An 18,048-nucleotide genomic window follows, 5' to 3' on the forward strand; every position below is an offset into this window, starting at 1 on the left:
CCTGGCGGGCCACGGCGTCCCGGCGGGCCCGTGCGGGGCGGCGGCGCTGGCGGGCGTGCGCGCCGCGCTCACCCCGACCCGCCGCCCGTCGCTGTCCCCGGCGCACACCGGGACGGTCGTCCTGCTCAGCACCGAGGGCGTCACCGGACCGCCGGCTCGCGAGGAGCGGGGGCCTCGTCCGTCATCAGCCGGGTGATCGCGCGGGCCTCGGCGAACACGTCCCGGACGAAGGTCCGGCGCGTCATCCCGAGCTCCCGCAGCGCCCACCCGTGGTCGGCGACCACCACGGCCGACACCGCCGCCACCGCGCACAGCCACAGCAGCGCCAGCGGGCGCGGCAGCGGGTTCAGGCGGGCGCAGTGGAACGGCACGTGCCGCCGCTCGTCGGCCAGCACGCGCGCCGCGACGTCCCGGGCCAGCGGGTCGGCGGCCCCGTCGCGCAGCGCCCGGTAGTACCGCAGCGCCACCACCTCGGCGATCATCAGCACGGCCAGCTCGGTGCGCAGCCCCAGCGCCCGCCGCAGCCGCACGAACAGCGCGTCGCTCCAGTGCGCGCCGATCGTGGGCTCGCCCGCCGCGCCGAGCAGCAGCGCCAGCATCCGCGCGTGGTTCTGCTCCTCGGCCACGAACAGCCGGGCCGCGACGCCGTAGTCGCCGTCCCCGGCCTTGCGGATCAGGTTCGCGCCGTCGCCGTTCTCGCCGACCTGGAACCGCTGGAGGCTGCGCACCAGCTCGGGGGTCAGGCGCGCGCCGGCGTCCCAGTCGGGATCGGGGGTGGCGCGGCGGCGTTCCGCCTCGTCCTCGAAGTGCCGCCGCCATGCGGTCGCGTCGAATCCCATGGCCCGCTCCTTTCACCACCGTCTACCCAAGCGCCCCGGTATGGGGATCTCCGCCGGGAAATGTGGGGGAAGTGTGCGGGTTTCAGGGGAGCGGGACGAACGCCTCCAGCAGGTAGGTCCGGTCGGGGCCCGGACCGTGGACGAGACGGCCGTCCGCCGCGCGCAGGTGCGCGGCGAGGACGTCCAGCCCGCCCGCGGGGCCGCCGCCGTCGGGGACGCCGTCGTTGACCAGCCGCAGGCGGACGGTCCGGCCGTCGGCCAGGATCCGCACCGAGCACACCGACGCCGCGCGGTGCCGAAGCACGTGGGCCGCGCCCTCGCGCACCACCCAGCCGAGCGTCCGGTGGACGGGCTCGGGCAGGCCGTTGGGGACGTCGTCCACGGCCGTCCTCACCCCGGCCGCCGCCAGCGCCACCCGCGCCTCCTCGATCTCCGCGACCAGGTCCGGGTCCGGTTCGCCGCCGGTCAGGGAACGCTCCGCCAGCGACGTGATCTCGTCCAGCCGCGCGGCGGCCTCACCGGCGCGGCCCTCCGCCAGCAGCCGCGCCGCCAGCCTGCCCCGCAGCCCGATCGCCGAGAGCGCGCGGGCCAGCGCCTCACCGCGGTCCCGCGCGGCCCGGAGCCGTTCGGCGGCCGCGTCCGCCTCGGCCAGCCGCCCGCGCGCGAGCCACAGCTCCCGGTGCAGGAGGTTCAGCCACCCCAGCGCGAAGACGGCGAGCGCGGCGAACACGTTGCGGGCGGCCTGCTCCACGACGTCCCCGGCCACGGCGTCGCGCACGAGGTCGTTCACCACGACGGCCCCGATCACCAGCACGGCCAGCGGAACGGCCGCGCGCGGCGCGACGGCCAGCGCCAGCATCCCGGCGAACAGCCCCGGCAGCGTCCCCACGGCCCGTCCACGAACACCGCCAGCGCGACCGCGCAGACGCCCGCCGCCAGGAGCGGCCACGGCCGCCGCACCGACGGGCCGTGCTCGACGACGTCCCAGGCCACCCGCGCGTACGCGCCGAGGAACACCGCCACGCCGACCAGCCCGGCGGCCAGGTCCCCGGCGGGCGGCCGTTCCCGCACCCAGAACACGAGCCCCGACACGGTGACGTACAGCCCGAGCGCCAGGATCAGCGGACCCGTCAGACGCGACGCCGGCGCGGCGGACTGCTCGGCCAACTGGAGCCTCCTCGTGCCCGTCCGGCCGGGAAAGTCATCGTAAATGAGGATGTACGGCAGTGACAGAGCGTGCCGATGCGATTCCGGAGAAATTTCTCGGCGAGGCTGTCGAGAACGGCCGCCCCGGCTTCGGCCCCTGGGCGGCAGCGTCCCCAGACCGCGAGGAGCCGGACATGAGGTCCATGCTGCTGATGCGGTCCGCCGATGTCGGGCTGGAAACCCCGAGGAGATCCAGGCGCACATCGCGTCCGGCGAGCTCGTGGAGGCGCAGGGGCCGGACGACCCGTCCCAGGCCCGGATCGCCCAGGCCGGCTCTGACGGCGCGCCCTGGAGAGCGCGGTACCGCGCGACGATTCGGCGCAGGGGCGAAGCCACCGCCGCCGACTACCGTCCGCACCCCCGAACGCGACCATCTCACGACCCGGGCCGCCCACCTGGCTCCGGGAGCCAGGGCTCCCGCGGGTCAGGGCTTGCGGCCGACCCCGCCGAACTCGTCGATCGGCTCGGCGCCCTCGTCCACCGGCCGCCACAGCGGGCACGACACGATGCCCGGCTCGACCAGCTCCAGCCCCGTGAAGAACTCGGCGATCTGGTCGGGCGTGCGCAGCACGTACGGCGGCTCGGCGGAGCGGTTCCAGATCTCGATCGCCTCGGCGGTCTCCGGGCGCAGGACGTTGGTGGCGTCGTAGACGGCCAGGTAGCTGCCCGACGGCAGCGCGTCGATCAGCCGCCGGACGATCGACAACGCCTCCCCGTCGGCGACGATGTGCCCGAGGATGCCCATGAGCATCAGCGCGATCGGCCGGTCGAAGTCCAGCGTCTTGCGCGCCTCCTCGATGATCTTCTCGGGCTGCCGCAGGTCGGCGTCGATGTAGGTGGTCGTCCCCTCGGGGGAACTGGTCAGCAGGGCCCACGCGTGCGCCAGGACCAGCGGGTCGTTGTCCACATAAACGATCTTCGCGTCCGGGGCGACGGACTGCGCGACCTCGTGGGTGTTGTCCGCGGTCGGCAGCCCGGTGCCGATGTCGAGGAACTGCCGGACCCCGGCCTCCCCGGCCAGGTGGCGCACGGCCCGCACCAGGAACGCCCGCGTGGACCGCGCCATCTGCGCCATGTCGGGGATCACCTGGAGGATCTCGTCCCCGACCCGCCGGTCCACCTCGACGTGGTCCTTACCGCCGAGCCAGTAGTTCCAGATCCGGGCGGTCTGCGGAACGGTGAAGTCGACTCCGGGAAACTGGGCGTCGCTCACGGCGCGAACCCCTTTATCGATAGGCTTTTGGAAAGGTCATCAAGCAACGACATATTTCCACACGAAGTTATCGTCCACCGGTGTTTCCGCGCAGCTCCCCGACGGGGCGCGGTTCACGAACGGGAGGCGATGACCTCCAGCATCGCGCTCGTCGAGCGCGCCTCGGTGAGTCCGAACTCCCACGCCTCCGCGCCCAGCGCCTCGGCCCCCAGCCGCTTGGCCTCGGTGTGCGGGTCCCCGGCCGTGAACGCCAGCGCGGCCGGCTCCATCGGCGCGAGCAGGCCGACGTAGTCCCGCCAGCCCGCGGCGTCCGGCGGACCCGAGATCACGAAGACGCCGGCCACCGACCGCAGCGCCGCCATGACCTCGGCGCGTTCGGCGGCGGTGTTGACCGGGCGGGTCGGCCCCTTCCAGGCCCGCACCCGCTCGTCGTCCTCGATCCCCACCGCCACGGGGAGCCCGCGCGCGGCGACCTCCGCCAGGTAGCGGACGTGCCCGACGTGCAGCAGGTCGAACACCCCCGTGACGACCACGGGCCGCCCGCTCGGTCGCGCCCCCGCCCAGGCGGCCGACAGCCGATGCTCCTCCAACGTGGCCCGCCCTTCGAACGTCCTTCCCCTGCTCCCCAGTCAACACGACCGGCCCGGTGTTCCCGACCACCACCCTGCGCCTTGGCGAACGGACCCGGCGTCCCGCCAGGTCAGCGGAGCCTGCCGGGCGGCGCCGCCACCCCGTGGTCGGGGGGCGCGACGTCGGAGCGGATCCAGTTGAGGGAACGCTCGACGGCGCTGCGCCAGTTGCGGTACTCGGCCCCGCGCCGGTGCGGGTCCATCGAGGGGACCCAGCGGGCCGCGCGGTGCCAGTTCCGGCGCAGGCCCTCCAGATCGGCCCAGTACCCGACGGCCAGCCCGGCGGCGTAGGCCGCGCCCAGCGAGACCGTCTCGGCGACCATCGGGCGGGCGACGGGGACGTTGAGCACGTCGGCCACGAACTGCATCAGCAGGTTGTCGGCGGTCATGCCGCCGTCGACCTTGAGCTCGCCGATGCCGAGGCCCGAGTCGCGGTACATGGCGTCGACGACCTCGCGGGTCTGCCAGCCGGTCGCCTCCAGCACCGCCCGCGCCAGGTGTCCCTTGGTGATGTAGGAGGTCAGCCCGACCACGACGCCGCGCGCCTCGCCGCGCCAGTGCGGCGCGAACAGCCCGGAGAACGCCGGGACGACGTAGCAGCCGCCGTTGTCCTCCACCGAACGCGCCAGCGTCTCGATCTCCGGGGCGCTGCCGATCAGCCCGAGCCCGTCGCGGACCCACTGCACCAGCGCGCCCGTGACGGCGATCGACCCCTCCAGCGCGTACACGGCCGGATCGTCGCCGATCTTGTACCCGACGGTGGTGAGCAGGCCGTGGCCGGAGCCGACCGGTGTGGTGCCGGTGTTCATCAGCAGGAACGCGCCGGTGCCGTAGGTGCACTTGGTCTCCCCGGCCGAGAAGCACGTCTGCCCGAACAGCGCCGCCTGCTGGTCGCCGAGCGCGGCGGCGATCCGCGTGCCCGGGAAGACCCGGCGGGCCGTGCCGTACACCTCGGCCGACGACCGGATCTCCGGCAGGATCGCGCGCGGCACGTCGAAGAACGCCAGCAGCTCGTCGTCCCAGGTGAGGGACCGCACGTCCATCAGCAGGGTGCGCCCGGCGTTGGTGGCGTCGGTGACGTGCACGCCGCCGTCGGGGCCGCCGGTGAGGTTCCATATCAGCCAGCTCTCCATCGTGCCGACCAGGACCTCGCCGCGTTCGGCCCGGCCGCGCAGGCCCGGCGTGGCGTCGAGCATCCAGCGGATGCGCGGCGCGGAGAAGTAGGCGGCCAGGGGCAGGCCGGTGCGGTCGGGGACCAGGGAGGCGTCCGGGGCGCGCGACAGCTCCTCGACCAGGCCCTCGGTGCGGGTGTCCTGCCAGACCAGGGCCCGCCCGATCGGCGCGCCGGTGATCCGGTCCCACAGGACGGTGGTCTCGCGCTGGTTGGCGATGCCGACGGCCGCGATCTGCTCCGGGGACGCCCCGGCCTGGGCGAGGGCCTGCGGGGCGACGCGTTCGAGGTTGCGCCAGATCTCCATCGGGTCGTGCTCGACCCAGCCCGGCCGGGGGAAGTACTGGCGGTGCTCACGCTGCGCGACCGACACCAGCCGGCCGCTGTGGTCGAACAGGATGCACCGGGTCGAGGTGGTGCCCTGGTCGATGGACATCACGTAGCGCTCGGTCACGGTCGCGGCCTCCGCTCACCAGCGGGAGCCGCCGAACTCCCGCGACACCGCGCGGGCCGCGTCGCGCACGTATCCCACCAGCCGCGCGTCGGGGACGCGGCGCGCGTCGCACAGGCGCTCCACCGCACCGGAGATGCCGATCGCGCCGACCACGAGGCCGCCGTGTCCCCGGATGGGCGCGGCGATCGCGGCCTCGCCGATCGACAGCTCCTCGACCTCCGCCGCCCAGCCGTTCTCCCGGACGCGGGCGAGCGCGCGGGACAGCTCGCGGTGGTCGGTGACGGTGCGGCGGCAGAACGTCTCCAGCTCGGTCCCGCGCACCGCCGCGACGGCGTTCGCGTCGTGCGCCAGCAGCGCCTTGCCGAGGGCCGTGGCGTGCAGCGGCAGCAGCGCCCCGACGTCCAGGGTCTGGAGCGTGTCGTCGGGGCGGAAGACATGGTGGACGACCAGGACGCGGCCCTCCAGCAGCGTGCCGATCCGCACCGCCTCGCCGCTGCGCGCCGCCAGCGCGTCCGCCCAGTTGAGGGCCCGCGAACGCAGCTCGTTGACGTCCAGGTAGCTGGAGCCCAGGTGCAGGAGGGCCGCGCCGAGCTGGTACTTGCCGGAGTCGCGGTCCTGCTCGACGAAGCCGACCCGCTCCAGGGTGCGCAGGATGCCGTGCGCGGTGCCCCGCGCCAGGCCGAGCGACGCGGCGATCTCGCCCACGCCGAGCCGGCCCGTCCCCGCCGCGAGCAGCCGCAGGATCGCGGCGGCCCGCTCGATCGACTGCACCGGTCCCGGCATGCTCGCGATGCTAGTTCCGCCGGAAGGTGTTCGACAATGTCGGCACCCTCCGGCATCGCCGTGGTAAGCCGGAGACGCTGCCCCAACGCTGTGATCCACTGCACACGGGCGAGGGTAACGGGCCGTCCCGCTCGGCAAAAGTGTTCGACAATGTCGGCACGCGTCCGTTGTTGCCGCTATGTGGCCGACTTATCGTCCTCGGCACCGACCGAGGAGGAAGCAATGGAGCGTAGAAGGGTCCCGGGCCTCACCGGCGAACTCGCGGCCGAGTTCGCCGGCACGATGATCATCATTCTGTTCGGCGTCGGCGTCGTCGCCCAGGTCGTGGCGGGCGGCATCGGCGACCACGACAGCATCGCCTGGGCCTGGGGCCTCGGCGTGACCCTCGCGGTCTACACCTCCGCCAAGATCAGCGGCGCGCATCTCAACCCGGCGGTCACCGTCGCGCTGGCCACGTTCCGCGAGTTCCCCTGGCGCAAGGTCGCCCCGTACGCGCTGGCGCAGACGCTCGGCGCGTTCGCCGGCGCGCTGCTGGTCCGCTGGAACTACAGCGAGGTGCTGGCCAAGGTCGACCCCGACCACACCATCAAGACGCAGGGCGTCTTCTCCACCCTGCCCGGCAACGGCACCCTGCCCGTCCACACCGGCGGCGCGCTGCGCGACCAGATCATCGGCACCGCGATCCTGCTCTTCCTCATCCTGGCCGTCACCGACCTGCGCAACTCCGCCCCCGCCGCCAACCTCGGTCCCGTGGTGGTCGGCCTGATCGTCGTGGCGATCGGCTTCGCGTGGGGCACCGACGCCGGTTACGCCATCAACCCCGCCCGCGACTTCGGGCCGCGGCTGGCCTCGTTCCTCACCGGCTACGACGGGGCGTGGCGCGACCAGTACGGCGACCTGTACTTCTGGGTGCCGATCGTCGGCCCGCTGGTCGGCGGCGTGCTCGGCGCCGGGCTCTACCGGCTCCTGATCGGCCGCTACCTGCCCGGCCCCGAGGACGTCACCCCGCCCGCCACCCAGCCCCAGACCGCGGCGGTCTGACCCACCCCGATCCTCCAGGAGACACAGCAGATGGCAGAGTTCGTCGGCGCGATCGACCAGGGCACCACCAGCACCCGGTTCATGATCTTCGACCACGGTGGCAACGAGATCGCCCGCCACCAGCTCGAACACGAGCAGATCCTCCCGCGGGCCGGCTGGGTGGAGCACGACCCGATCGAGATCTGGGAGCGCACCCGCGCCGTGCTCCAGTCCACCCTCAACAAGGCGAACCTCCAGGCGTCCGACCTGGCCGCGCTCGGCATCACCAACCAGCGCGAGACGACCGTCGTGTGGAACCGCCGCACCGGCCGCCCCTACTACAACGCCATCGTGTGGCAGGACACCCGCACCGACCGGATCGCCTCGGCGCTGGACCGCGACGGACGCGGCGACGTCATCCGGCGGCGGACCGGACTGCCCCCGGCGACCTACTTCGCCGGCGGCAAGATCCAGTGGATCCTGGAGAACGTCGACGGCGTCCGCGAGGCCGCCGAACGCGGCGAAGCGATCTTCGGGACGACCGACTCGTGGCTGCTGTGGAACCTCACCGGCGGACCCGACGGCGGCGTCCACGTCACCGACGTCACCAACGCCAGCCGCACGATGCTGATGGACCTGGAGACCCTCGACTGGGACGACGAGCTCCTGTCGTTCTTCGGCATCCCCCGCGCGATGCTCCCGGAGATCAAACCGTCCGCCTCGCCCGACCCCTACGGCGTGACCCGTCCCAACGGCCCGCTCGGCGGCGAGGTGCCGCTGACCGCCGCGCTCGGAGACCAGCAGGCCGCCACCGTCGGCCAGGTCTGCTTCGAGCCCGGCCAGGCCAAGAACACCTACGGCACCGGCAACTTCCTGCTGCTCAACACCGGGACGACGCCCGTCCGCTCGTCGCACGGCCTGCTCACCACCGTCTGCTACAAGTTCGGCGACCACGACCCCGTCTACGCCCTCGAAGGCTCCATCGCGGTGACGGGCTCGGCCGTGCAGTGGCTGCGCGACCAGCTCGGCATCATCTCCGGCGCGTCGCAGAGCGAGTCCCTCGCCCGCCAGGTCGAGGACAACGGCGGGGTGTACTTCGTGCCCGCGTTCTCCGGCCTGTTCGCCCCCCACTGGCGCTCGGACGCCCGCGGCGCGATCGTCGGGCTGTCCCGGTACAACACCAACGCCCACCTGGCCCGCGCCACCCTCGAATCGATCTGCTACCAGACCCGCGACGTCGTGGACGCCATGCAGAAGGACTCCGGCGTCTCCCTCGACGTCCTCAAGGTGGACGGCGGCGTCACCGCCAACGAGCTGTGCATGCAGATCCAGGCCGACATCCTCGGCGTCCCGGTCTCCCGCCCCGTGGTGGCCGAGACGACCGCCCTCGGCGCGGCCTACGGGGCGGGCCTGGCCGTCGGGTTCTGGAAGTCCACCGACGAGCTGACCGCCAACTGGAACGAGGACCGCCGCTGGGAACCCCGGTGGACCGCCGAGCAGCGCGAGAGCGGCCACGCCGGATGGCGCAAGGCCGTCACCCGGACCCTCGACTGGGTCGACGTCGACTGACGCCGGCCCCGCGGGCGGGGCGGTCCCACCCGCCCCGCCCGCACCGCAGAACCACCACACAGACAGGAGACCCGACGTGATTTCCGTGGCCATGGGGCCGCACCACCGGGCGGCCACGCTGCGCGACCTCGCCGAGAACGAGTTCGACGTCCTGGTCGTCGGCGGCGGCATCGTCGGCGCGGGCACCGCGCTCGACGCGGTCTCCCGGGGGCTCAGCGTCGCCCTCGTCGAGGCCCGCGACTGGGCGGCCGGAACCTCCAGCCGCTCCTCCAAGCTGATCCACGGCGGCCTGCGCTACCTGGAGCAGCGCGACTTCGGCCTCGTCCGCGAGGCCCTGCGGGAACGCAGCCTCCTGCTGACCACCCTCGCCCCGCACCTGGTGCGCCCGGTGCAGTTCCTCTACCCGCTGCGCAACCGCATCTGGGAACGCGCCTACGTCGGCGCGGGCGTGACCCTCTACGACACGATGGGCGGCTCACGCGCCCTGCCCTGGCACCGCCAGCTCAGCCGCCGCGCCGCCCTGCGCATCGCCCCGGCCCTCCGCCACGACGCGTTCGTCGGAGCCGTGCAGTACTACGACGCCCAGGTGGACGACGCCCGCTACACGATGACGGTCGCCCGGACGGCGGCCCAGTACGGCGCCCGCGTCGCCACCGGCGCCGAGGTCACCGGCTTCCTGCGCGAGGGGGATCGGGTGACCGGCGCGACGGTCCGCGACCACGGGACCGGCCGGGAGATCACCGTCCGGGCCCGCCGCGTCGTCAACACCACCGGCGTGTGGACCGACGACGCCCAGCGGATGGCGGAGACGCGCCCGGCGTTCACCGTCCAGGCGTCCAAGGGCGTGCACATCGTGGTGCCCCGCGACCGCATCCCCATGCGGACCGGCCTGATCACGCGCACGCCCAGGAGCGTCCTGTTCATCATCCCGTGGGGCCGCCACTGGATCATCGGCACCACCGACACCCCGTGGAACGACGCCCCGGACGCCCCCACCGCCGACCACGCCGACATCGACTACATCCTCGACCAGGCCAACGCCTGGCTGCGCGTCCCGCTGACCCACGACGACATCGAGGGCGTCTACGCGGGCCTGCGCCCCCTCCTGCGCGGCGACACCGACGACACCACCCGCCTGTCCCGCGAGCACACGGTCGCCGAACCCGTTCCGGGCCTGGTCGTCGTCGCGGGCGGGAAGTTCACGACGTACCGGGTGATGGCCGAGGACGCCGTGGACGCCGCGGTCCGGGAACTGGAGAAGGAGGTCCCCTCCTCGGCCACGGCCCGCCTGCCCCTGATCGGGGCGGTCGGCTACGAGGTCCTGTGGAACGACCGCCGCCGCATCGCCGCCGACGCGGACCTGCACGTGGCCCGCGTCGAGCACCTCCTGCGCCGCTACGGCTCCTGCGTCCACGAGGTCCTGGAGCTGGTCAGGGCCGACCCGTCGCTGGGCGACCCGATCCCCGGCGCCGAGGACTACCTGAGGGCCGAGGTGGTCTACGCGGTCTCCCACGAGGGCGCGCGGACCCTGGAGGACGTCCTGACCCGCCGCACGAGGATCTCGATCGAGACCAGGGACGGCGGCCTGGCGGCGGCCGACCACGTGGCGGCGCTGATCGCCCCGTTCCTGGACTGGACCGACGCCCGGCGGACCGACGAGCTGACCCACTACAAGACCCACATCACCAAGGAGCGCCACGAGACCCCGACCCTCCTCCCCGCCGCGTGACCCGGCCCGTGGTGTGTGCCCGGCGCAGCGGGCGCACATCACGAAAAGGCCGGACCCGCCGACTTCGACGGTGGCCGCCGCTAGCTTGCTGATCATGACGGAGGACACCACCGCCCTGGTCAACGACGACCCCCGGAAGGTCCGCGACCGGACGCCGATCCACCAGACCTCGTACCACCTGCACCGGGACATGCCCCCGTGGGCGCGTCGGCAGATCCTCGCGCTGGACGCGGCGCGCTTCGGCGACCGGACGCTGTCCACCCGGATCCTCGCGACGCCCGTCCCCGGCGAACCGGACGCCGAGTGGACGGTGGACTGGTCCACGGGCGCCCAGGTCGACCCCCGGTTGCGCGCGACGATCCCCGTCGGCCGGCACTCGGTGGAGGCGGCCACCCCGATCACGATCGACGGACGGCCGCACATCGTCAGCGGCGACCAGGGCGGAACGGCGTTCCTGTGGGACGCGACCACCGGCGAACGGGTCGGCGGGCCCATGAGGTGCGGCGACGAGGAGACCTGGGTGGAGGCCGTGGCGACGCTGGAGATCGACGGCCGCCCGCACGCCGTCACCGCCGGAACCGACGAGTTCGTGCGGGTCTGGGACCTCACCACCCGCAAGAAGGTGGCCACGTACGAGTCCCCGTTCCGATGGGTCAAGTCCCTGGCCGCCATCGCCGCCGGGGGACGCGCGTACGCCGTGGCCAGCTACACCAACGACGGCGCCACGAACGAGGGCCTGATCCGCTGCTGGGGCCTGCCCACCGGCGCGACGCCGGACTGCCCCGACGACGAGGAACTCGCCGCCGTGGCCGCCGTGGTGATCGACGGCCGTCCGCACGCGGTCGCCGGTTTCCGGGACGGCGCCCTGCTGGTCTGGGACATGGCCACCGGCGCTCCGACCTGCCAGCGTCCGCGCGGCCACGACACGGCGGTGAACACGGTGACGCCCGTCGTCATCGACGGCCGCCCCCACGCCATCACCACCGCCCGCGACGGAACGGCGTTCCTGTGGGACCTGACCACCGGCGAGCAGGTCGGCGCGCCGCTGCTCGACCCGTCCGAACGCGCGTCCCGCATCGCCGCCGTGGACCTCGACGGCCGCCCGCACGCCCTCGTCCTGAGGCGCGACAACACCCTCGCCCTCCTCGATCTCGACACCCGCCGCGAGGTGATCGAGAGGCTGTCGCTCAACCCCGCCGAGTCCGTGGCCGCCGCCGTGATCGACGGCCGCCCCCACGCGGTCGCCGGCCACTCCGACGGCACCGTCAGGATCTGGGAGCTGCGCCCGCTCCCCCCGGACGACCGCCGGATCCCCGGCCACCAGCGGATGATCAAGTCGATGGCCACGGTCGACCTCGACGGCCGCCCCCACATCGTTTCCGGCGACTTCGCCGGAAACGTCCGAACCTGGGACCCGGTCACCGGCGCCCCCGGCGCCACCCTGAAGACCGACGGGCTCTCCGCCGACGTCGCCCGCGCCACGTTCCGGCTCGACGGCCGCCCCCACGCCGTCATCACCCAGGGTTCCTCTGGCACGGCGGCGGTGTGGGACCTGGTCAACGGCACCCGGGTCGGCGACCCGTTCACCATCAGGAGCGGCCACCGCATCATCGTCAACGCGTTGGCCACGGTGACGATCGACAGCCGTCCCCACGCGGCCCTTTGCACCTTCAACGGAGAGCTGCACCTCTGGGACCTCGCCGCCCGCCAGTGGGTCGGCGAACCGTGGAGCAGCGACGAATACTGGCGGGAAGCGGCCCCGGTGGAGATCGACGGACGGCCGCACCTGATCATCGCCGTACGGGGCGGCGCGCTGCGGCTCTGGGACCTGACCACCTGCGGCCCGGTGGGCGACCCGCTGACCGGCCACGACGAGTCCGTCAGCGCCATCACCACCACAACGGTCGACGGCCGCCCCCACGCCATCACGGGGAGCTCGGACCGAACCGTCCGCCTCTGGGACCTGGCCGCCGGCGTCCAGGTCGGCGACCCCATCACCGCCCACGAGTGGGAGGTGAACGCCGTGGCCGTGGGCACCCTCGGCGGCCGCCGGGTCATCGCGACCGGAGGCGACGACCACGCGGTCCGCCTCTGGGACCTCGCCACCAGGGAACAGGTGGGCCGGGACCTGAACTTCACCTGGAAGGTCTTCGGTGTGGAGATCCTCCCGGACGACCGGATCGCCGTGGCCTTCGGCCAGGAGGTCGCCGTCCTGACCAGGACGGCATAGCCCCTGGGGGCCAGTCGGACCGGACAAGATGGGATCTCGGCTCCTTGTCCGGTCCGCGCACGGTCGGCATGGTCGGTGGTCCCGGAAAGATCACCGACATCGAGGAGCAGCGGTGCGAAAGATCGTTCGCAGGACCCTGGCCGTCGGCACGGCCACCGCCGCGGGGGTGACCGTGCTGGGCGCGACGGGAACGGCCCAGGCCGCCATCAAGCCCAGCGCCACGGTCAGCTGCACCAGTAAGCAGGGCGACAAGGGAACGCTGTACTTCTACAAGACCGATCTCTACGGCTACAAGGCCACCTACAAGATCAAGCTCAAGGGCCACGGCACCCGCACCGCCAACGACGTCGAGTTCTCGGACGACGGCCTCCTCACCGGCACCGAGAAGCACGTCACGAGGAAGGCGAAGTCCGACAACAAGGTCCACACCCTGTTCGACCAGACCTACACCCGGACCCGCGGCTACATCAAGGTCAAGTTCATCTTCGACATCCCCAAGGTCAAAGACCACTGGTGCACCACGAAGAAGAAGTGGATCTGACACCACCCCACCACCGGACGGTCCCACGAACGCGGAAGAGGCCCGTCTCTCTCACGAGAGACGGGCCTCTGACCTGCTGCTCAACCTGTCGGGGTGGCGGGATTTGAACCCACGACCTCTTCGTCCCGAACGCCCATCCCCGTCAAAACAAACCCTCGCCCCCACGCACCATCCCTGTGAAATCGCAGGTAGAAGCCCTATAAAGGATGCCAACGAGTACCAGCCAAGATCTCCCGTCACACAACGTCCAGGGTCAAACAAGGGTCAGACGATCGAGTGAAAGATCAGCTCCCCATGGGCCACTCCCGCAAGCGCCTCGGCAAGGACGGCAAGCCCCGCTACACCGCCTACGACGACATCCGAGGCAACCGCCGCTCAGCAGGCACGTACTCCTCCAAGAAGGATGCCGATAAGGCCTGGCAACGAGCCGAGGCCGAGGTTTCCAAGGGCCGAGTAGGCGATCCATCCCGCGGCAAGCAACGCTTCCAGGACTACGTAGAGAAGACGTGGCTCCCGAACCACCAGATCGAGGCGAGCACCCGCGAGGCTTACACGTACTCCCTCTACAAGCACCTTTTACCGGAGTTCGGCGGCATGAGGATGATCGACATCCTCCCCGAACACGTCCACATCTGGGTGGCCAAGCTCAAGGACCAGGGCGTCACCCCCGCCACGATCCGCTACAACAAGATCCTCCTGAGCGCGATCTTCACCACCGCCCTGAACAACCAGGTCACCTACATCCACCCCTGCCACGGAGTGAAGACGCCTCCGGTCCCGAAGAAGCCCCTCCAGATCATCACGCCTGAGCAGTTCGACGACGTCTACCACGCCCTCCCCAACGGGGACTTCCGTCTCCTCACCGAAACCGAGATCGAAAGCGGCCTCCGCTGGGGCGAACTCACCGAACTCCGCGTGAAGGACCTGAACACCCGAACCCGCATCCTCACCGTCAGCCGAACTGTCATCGAGGTAGACCCGAAGTTCCACCCCACCAACGGCCGATTCCTGGTGAAGGACTACCCGAAGGACAAGGAGTACCGGCGCTTCAAACTCAGCGCCCAGATCACCGACAAGCTAGAGAAGCACATCAAAACAAACAATCTGACCAGCGAAGACCTACTCTTCGCCCTCCGTCAGGACGACACCCAGACCACCCGCACTCGGGACCTGGAACCACCCACCGCCCTTGGCATGACCAAGCCCAACGAGGAGGGCCGCAGCTACCGCCACGCCACCCTGAGCGCCTACACCGCTGGCAAGTGCCGCTGCGACCATTGCAAAGCGCCTTCGCCCGCTACCGAGCCGCCCGCCGCAACAAGGGCAAGGACAACCCCCGCAAGCCACGCACCCGCGAAACCGATGGCCACATCCCCAGCAACTGGTTCCGCCGCAAGATCTGGAACCCCGCCGTCGAAGCCGCCTGCCTGGACTTCAGACCCACGATGCGCGACCTACGCCACGCGCACGCCTCCTGGCTCCTACACGGCGGCGCAGGCCTCCAGGTCGTGAAGGAACGTCTAGGCCACCCCTCAATCGCAACCACAGAACGCTACCTGCACACCCTCCCCAACACCGACGAAACCGCCCTGGATGCTCTGGCTAAGACGCGTAGAAGAGCGAAGTAGAGCCTATGGCTTATCCATCTCGTACCAGCGGCGATAGCGGAGACTCGGCTGGAGCAAGCTGTCGGACTTTGTTTGATTGCATTCCTCACAAAGCATTTGGATGTTTGTAACATCGTTTAGTCCACCGCGAGCCAAGGGGATTATATGGTCGAATTCTTGCTTGGGAATCGAATCACTAAGTCCCGATATATCTCTTCCGCAGTGGGCGCATCGTCCATGTTCCCGAAAATAAACAGCCCGCTTTACCCATTGAGGAATTCGGACCCTCTTAAGGCTTCCCTCCTTGTCAAACAGGGTGGCAAGTTTATGGCTGCTTCCGAGAGTCTCGGGTCCAAGGTCGCGTATATGCATTGCTATGAAGCTGTTCAAGCCTGCGAGCAGGACGCGATTCTGGAATGTGAGATGGAACACTTCATCGGATATCTTGGTCAAGAGGGTTTCATAATCCTGGGTCAGTCGGAGATCTAGGAAGTATTCGTAGCAAGCATCCGCGACTAGGGTTGAGTCTTTCCATCTTGTGGCGTTTGGGCCAATTTCTGGTGCGGGAACTATATCTCCGTGTGGCGGGGGGACTTCAAAGGCTTCGCCAGATATGCCATATCCCTGCATTGCGATATCGACAGGAAGTCGACGTTGTACTTCAATCTTTCCCGACTCGGAAACTTGCTCTAGTGTCACGTATGGCCCACTCGTGTCCCTGGTGAACATTTCATCGGCCACCCATCTGGCAAATTTGTGGACCAGGCTTTCTTTCTGCCAGTTTGGCAAGAAATCGATTATTCCATCGTCAACCGTAATTTCTTCGAGTTCGCACAGGAAGGCAAACGGCTCCTCGGCAATGGCTGCAAGGTGGCTTGCTATTTCATAGGTGCGGAAGTAGTGGTGGTCTATCCATGAATTATTTACACGCCCTCTTCTTCTCATTGAAAACTCCAGGGGGTTGGTGGCGACTCTCATGATAGTGCCGAATTATTCCCTTTGCAAGGGATTTGCATTTTGCTGCACCCAAGGTGGAAAACGTATACTGGGTGGATTGATTTGTGTCCTTCGATAGAAGCTTAATTCAGAGGAGCTCTTTTGTTTTCGACTCCCCAGCAATCCATGCTTGGGTGTCGAGGAGTTCACACCAGACGACCTTGCCGCCGGTGGTGGGGAAGAAGTAGTTCCAGCGGTGTGACAGGGCTTTCACCAGGTGCAGGCCGCGGCCGGTTTCGGCGTCGAGGGCAGTGGGCTTGGCGATCGGGGGTTGGAGGCTGGAGTCCCAGACCTCGATCAGGAGGCGGTGGTGGTTGCTGGACAGGCGCATTTGGATCGGCGGGACGCCGATCAGGGAGGTGTAGCCGTGCTGCTCGACGTCTACGCCGGCCGCTCGGTACGCGTTGGTGATCAGCTCGCTAACCAGGAGTTCGGCGGTGTCGGTGAGATCGGGCATTCGCCAGCGGGTGAGGATGTCGCGTAGGTGCTTGCGGGCCCAACGGGCGGCGCTGGGGAGGCAGGCGAACTCGGTCTCGTCGCGGAGTGGCCAGGAGGCGCGGCGGGGGTCGGGCATGGCTGGTCTCCGATTCTTGGGCGGTGGGCGGGCTGGCGTGATATACCGGGCTTGATCACATTGTGTGCTCGCTTGTTGACGTGGTGCGTCTACGGAACTCCCGTTCGCTCCAGGGCGGCCAGAGCGGGGATGGGGCATCGTCGAGGCATCGCTGGCGCATCGTGCGGGTTGACCTGCGGGAGCGGGCGTCTCACCGTCAAGGTGGAGTCGGGAGCCGGGAGGTGAACGATGGGGATCAAGCGGTCCCGCCTGGCGCAGCAGCGTCGCGTCGCCGGGCACAGCCAGGAGCAGCTCGCCGAGAGGCTGGGGGTAGAGCGCTCGACGGTGGGCCGTTGGGATCGTGCTGAGACCGACTCACTGCCCTACATCCGTCCCCGGCTGGCCGCTGAGCTGATGGTCTCGCTGGAGGAAGCCGTTCTGCTGGATGACGTGCAGGCGGTCGAGGCCCATCCTGATGAGCGCCTTGGGCATGTCCTGAGTAATCCGGCCGGTGTTGACCTGGTCACTACCGCTCATCTGCGGCAGCGGGTGCAGCAGCTCACCGCCGACTACGACCGGATGCCGTCGGCGCTGCTGTTGGCAGCGGCCGGGTAGTGCCACGGGCAGGTCGCCTATCTGAGGCAGAACGCGCCGACCGGGCGAGTGCTACGGGAGCTCTTCGAGCTCGAAGCGGAGTCGGCCACGCTGATGGGCCAACTGGTGTGGGACGCCTCGCAGCGCCGGGATCACGCGACGACCCTCACGTACTTCGAGGCGGCGGTGACGGCCGCCCAGCAGATCGGGGACCGGTTCACCGAAGCCCATGCGCAACTGCGGAAGAGCTACGTCGCGCTGTATGGGCTGCGCGGCCCAGGAGCGACCCGAACCTGCGGACTGATCTCGCGTCAGCCGCTTCCGGGGTCCTTCATGTGGCAGCGGCGATCACCTGCGACCAGCGGATTGCCGAGGCCGCCGACTTCTGCGCGCGAGCGGTCCGGGAACCCTACGGACGCCAGCCGATCCCGACCCGGCACGGGAACGCGCTACGCCTGGCGGGACGCGCGCTGCTGTTCGCCTGCTTCGGGCACCGCCAGGGCGCCACGGTTGGGCTGATCGATCTGCTGGAGGCCCTCATCGACATCATGGAAGCCTTCGCCGAGTATCGCGAGATGCAACAACGCCACTTCCAGGCACAGGCGGCCCGGAAGGTCTCCGCGTGTCTGCGCGGAGTGTCTCGACCGGAAGCCGGTGATGTTGTGGCCGGTGCACTGCTGGTTCGGGAGAGGAAGCCGAATCCGGGGCAGTTGGCAGCGACCAGCTTTCCTGCGCCGCTCGGGCAGCTTCTCCAGCGGAGCTCACAATCAGCTCCGACACCGCGTAGACCGGCAGCTCCTCCGCCCGGCCACCGCCCCCAGCGACATCGGTGACCGGACCGTGACGACTAAAGAAGGTGTAATCGTTTTCTGTGATGGATAGACAACAGAGTGTGAATTGACCCGGCTCTTCGC

General features: G+C 70.0%; 18 protein-coding genes. 9 read left to right on the forward strand and 9 right to left on the reverse strand.

Translation table 11 applies throughout. The annotated features are described in order from the left end of the window. Positions 1-140 precede the first annotated feature (140 nt). The 7 genes from AKI01S_RS30610 to AKI01S_RS30640 all read right to left on the reverse strand — a co-directional run bounded on the left by AKI01S_RS30610 (position 141) and on the right by AKI01S_RS30640 (position 6,295). The gene (locus tag AKI01S_RS30610; protein ID WP_067825536.1) at positions 141-839 is read right to left on the reverse strand and encodes a ferritin-like domain-containing protein; all 699 of its coding nucleotides are present in this window, start codon (positions 837-839) and stop codon (positions 141-143) included. A gap of 82 nt (positions 840-921) precedes the next feature. Next, positions 922-1,728: a sensor histidine kinase gene (locus AKI01S_RS30615; RefSeq protein WP_067825540.1), complete on the reverse strand. Its 807-nt coding sequence runs from the start codon at positions 1,726-1,728 to the stop codon at positions 922-924. Then, a complete protein-coding gene (locus AKI01S_RS30620) occupies positions 1,644-2,006 on the reverse strand; it encodes a hypothetical protein (RefSeq protein WP_067825542.1) in 363 nt (120 codons plus the stop codon). The genes AKI01S_RS30615 and AKI01S_RS30620 overlap by 85 nt, the downstream gene beginning before the upstream one ends. 463 nt (positions 2,007-2,469) lie before the next feature. After that, on the reverse strand, positions 2,470-3,258 hold the full coding sequence (locus AKI01S_RS30625; protein WP_084000401.1) for an SAM-dependent methyltransferase: 789 nt from the start codon (positions 3,256-3,258) through the stop codon (positions 2,470-2,472). A 113-nt stretch (positions 3,259-3,371) separates the two neighbouring features. Then, positions 3,372-3,848 carry an adenylyltransferase/cytidyltransferase family protein gene (locus AKI01S_RS30630; protein ID WP_067825545.1) on the reverse strand — a complete coding sequence of 159 codons (477 nt, stop codon included), beginning with the start codon at positions 3,846-3,848 and terminating at the stop codon, positions 3,372-3,374. 110 nt (positions 3,849-3,958) lie between these two features. Further along, positions 3,959-5,512: a glycerol kinase GlpK gene (glpK, locus tag AKI01S_RS30635; protein WP_067825547.1), complete on the reverse strand. Its 1,554-nt coding sequence runs from the start codon at positions 5,510-5,512 to the stop codon at positions 3,959-3,961. A gap of 15 nt (positions 5,513-5,527) precedes the next feature. Then, entirely contained in the window at positions 5,528-6,295 is a 768-nt protein-coding gene (locus AKI01S_RS30640) for an IclR family transcriptional regulator (protein WP_067825548.1), read from the reverse strand. Positions 6,296-6,517: 222 nt separating this feature from the next. Here AKI01S_RS30640 and AKI01S_RS30645 point away from each other — a divergent pair, with 222 nt between their 5' ends. The 7 genes from AKI01S_RS30645 to AKI01S_RS53755 all read left to right on the forward strand — a co-directional run bounded on the left by AKI01S_RS30645 (position 6,518) and on the right by AKI01S_RS53755 (position 15,012). Continuing rightward, the gene (locus AKI01S_RS30645) at positions 6,518-7,336 is read left to right on the forward strand and encodes an MIP/aquaporin family protein (protein WP_067825551.1); all 819 of its coding nucleotides are present in this window, start codon (positions 6,518-6,520) and stop codon (positions 7,334-7,336) included. A 30-nt stretch (positions 7,337-7,366) separates the two neighbouring features. Continuing rightward, the gene (gene glpK, locus AKI01S_RS30650; RefSeq protein ID WP_067825553.1) at positions 7,367-8,884 is read left to right on the forward strand and encodes a glycerol kinase GlpK; all 1,518 of its coding nucleotides are present in this window, start codon (positions 7,367-7,369) and stop codon (positions 8,882-8,884) included. Positions 8,885-8,975: 91 nt separating this feature from the next. Next, the gene (locus AKI01S_RS30655) at positions 8,976-10,613 is read left to right on the forward strand and encodes a glycerol-3-phosphate dehydrogenase/oxidase (protein WP_067825555.1); all 1,638 of its coding nucleotides are present in this window, start codon (positions 8,976-8,978) and stop codon (positions 10,611-10,613) included. A 94-nt stretch (positions 10,614-10,707) separates the two neighbouring features. After that, the gene (locus AKI01S_RS30660; RefSeq protein ID WP_157420258.1) at positions 10,708-12,843 is read left to right on the forward strand and encodes a WD40 repeat domain-containing protein; all 2,136 of its coding nucleotides are present in this window, start codon (positions 10,708-10,710) and stop codon (positions 12,841-12,843) included. Between the two features lie 112 nt (positions 12,844-12,955). After that, positions 12,956-13,384 (forward strand): hypothetical protein, encoded by a 429-nt coding sequence (locus tag AKI01S_RS30665; protein WP_067825559.1) that lies wholly within the window; start codon positions 12,956-12,958, stop codon positions 13,382-13,384. Positions 13,385-13,660: 276 nt separating this feature from the next. Beyond that, positions 13,661-14,896 carry a tyrosine-type recombinase/integrase gene (locus tag AKI01S_RS30670; protein ID WP_245681844.1) on the forward strand — a complete coding sequence of 412 codons (1,236 nt, stop codon included), beginning with the start codon at positions 13,661-13,663 and terminating at the stop codon, positions 14,894-14,896. Continuing rightward, positions 14,830-15,012 (forward strand): tyrosine-type recombinase/integrase, encoded by a 183-nt coding sequence (locus AKI01S_RS53755; protein WP_245681845.1) that lies wholly within the window; start codon positions 14,830-14,832, stop codon positions 15,010-15,012. The genes AKI01S_RS30670 and AKI01S_RS53755 overlap by 67 nt, the downstream gene beginning before the upstream one ends. 3 nt (positions 15,013-15,015) lie before the next feature. On the opposite strand, the gene AKI01S_RS49570 is transcribed toward AKI01S_RS53755, so the two are convergent. Continuing rightward, positions 15,016-15,969, reverse strand: a complete 954-nt coding sequence (locus AKI01S_RS49570; RefSeq protein ID WP_084000402.1) for an HNH endonuclease — start codon at positions 15,967-15,969, stop codon at positions 15,016-15,018. A 106-nt stretch (positions 15,970-16,075) separates the two neighbouring features. Then, positions 16,076-16,561: an ATP-binding protein gene (locus AKI01S_RS30675; RefSeq protein WP_169814037.1), complete on the reverse strand. Its 486-nt coding sequence runs from the start codon at positions 16,559-16,561 to the stop codon at positions 16,076-16,078. A gap of 228 nt (positions 16,562-16,789) precedes the next feature. Between AKI01S_RS30675 and AKI01S_RS30680 the strand changes: the two genes are divergently transcribed. Both AKI01S_RS30680 and AKI01S_RS50985 read left to right on the forward strand, forming a co-directional pair. Then, entirely contained in the window at positions 16,790-17,155 is a 366-nt protein-coding gene (locus AKI01S_RS30680) for a helix-turn-helix transcriptional regulator (RefSeq protein WP_067825561.1), read from the forward strand. A 314-nt stretch (positions 17,156-17,469) separates the two neighbouring features. Beyond that, positions 17,470-17,967: a hypothetical protein gene (locus AKI01S_RS50985; protein WP_157420259.1), complete on the forward strand. Its 498-nt coding sequence runs from the start codon at positions 17,470-17,472 to the stop codon at positions 17,965-17,967. Positions 17,968-18,048: the final 81 nt, after the last annotated feature.

Origin of the sequence: Actinomadura kijaniata NBRC 14229, assembly GCF_001552175.1 — a bacterium.
GTDB classification, from domain to species: Bacteria; Actinomycetota; Actinomycetes; order Streptosporangiales; family Streptosporangiaceae; genus Spirillospora; species Spirillospora kijaniata.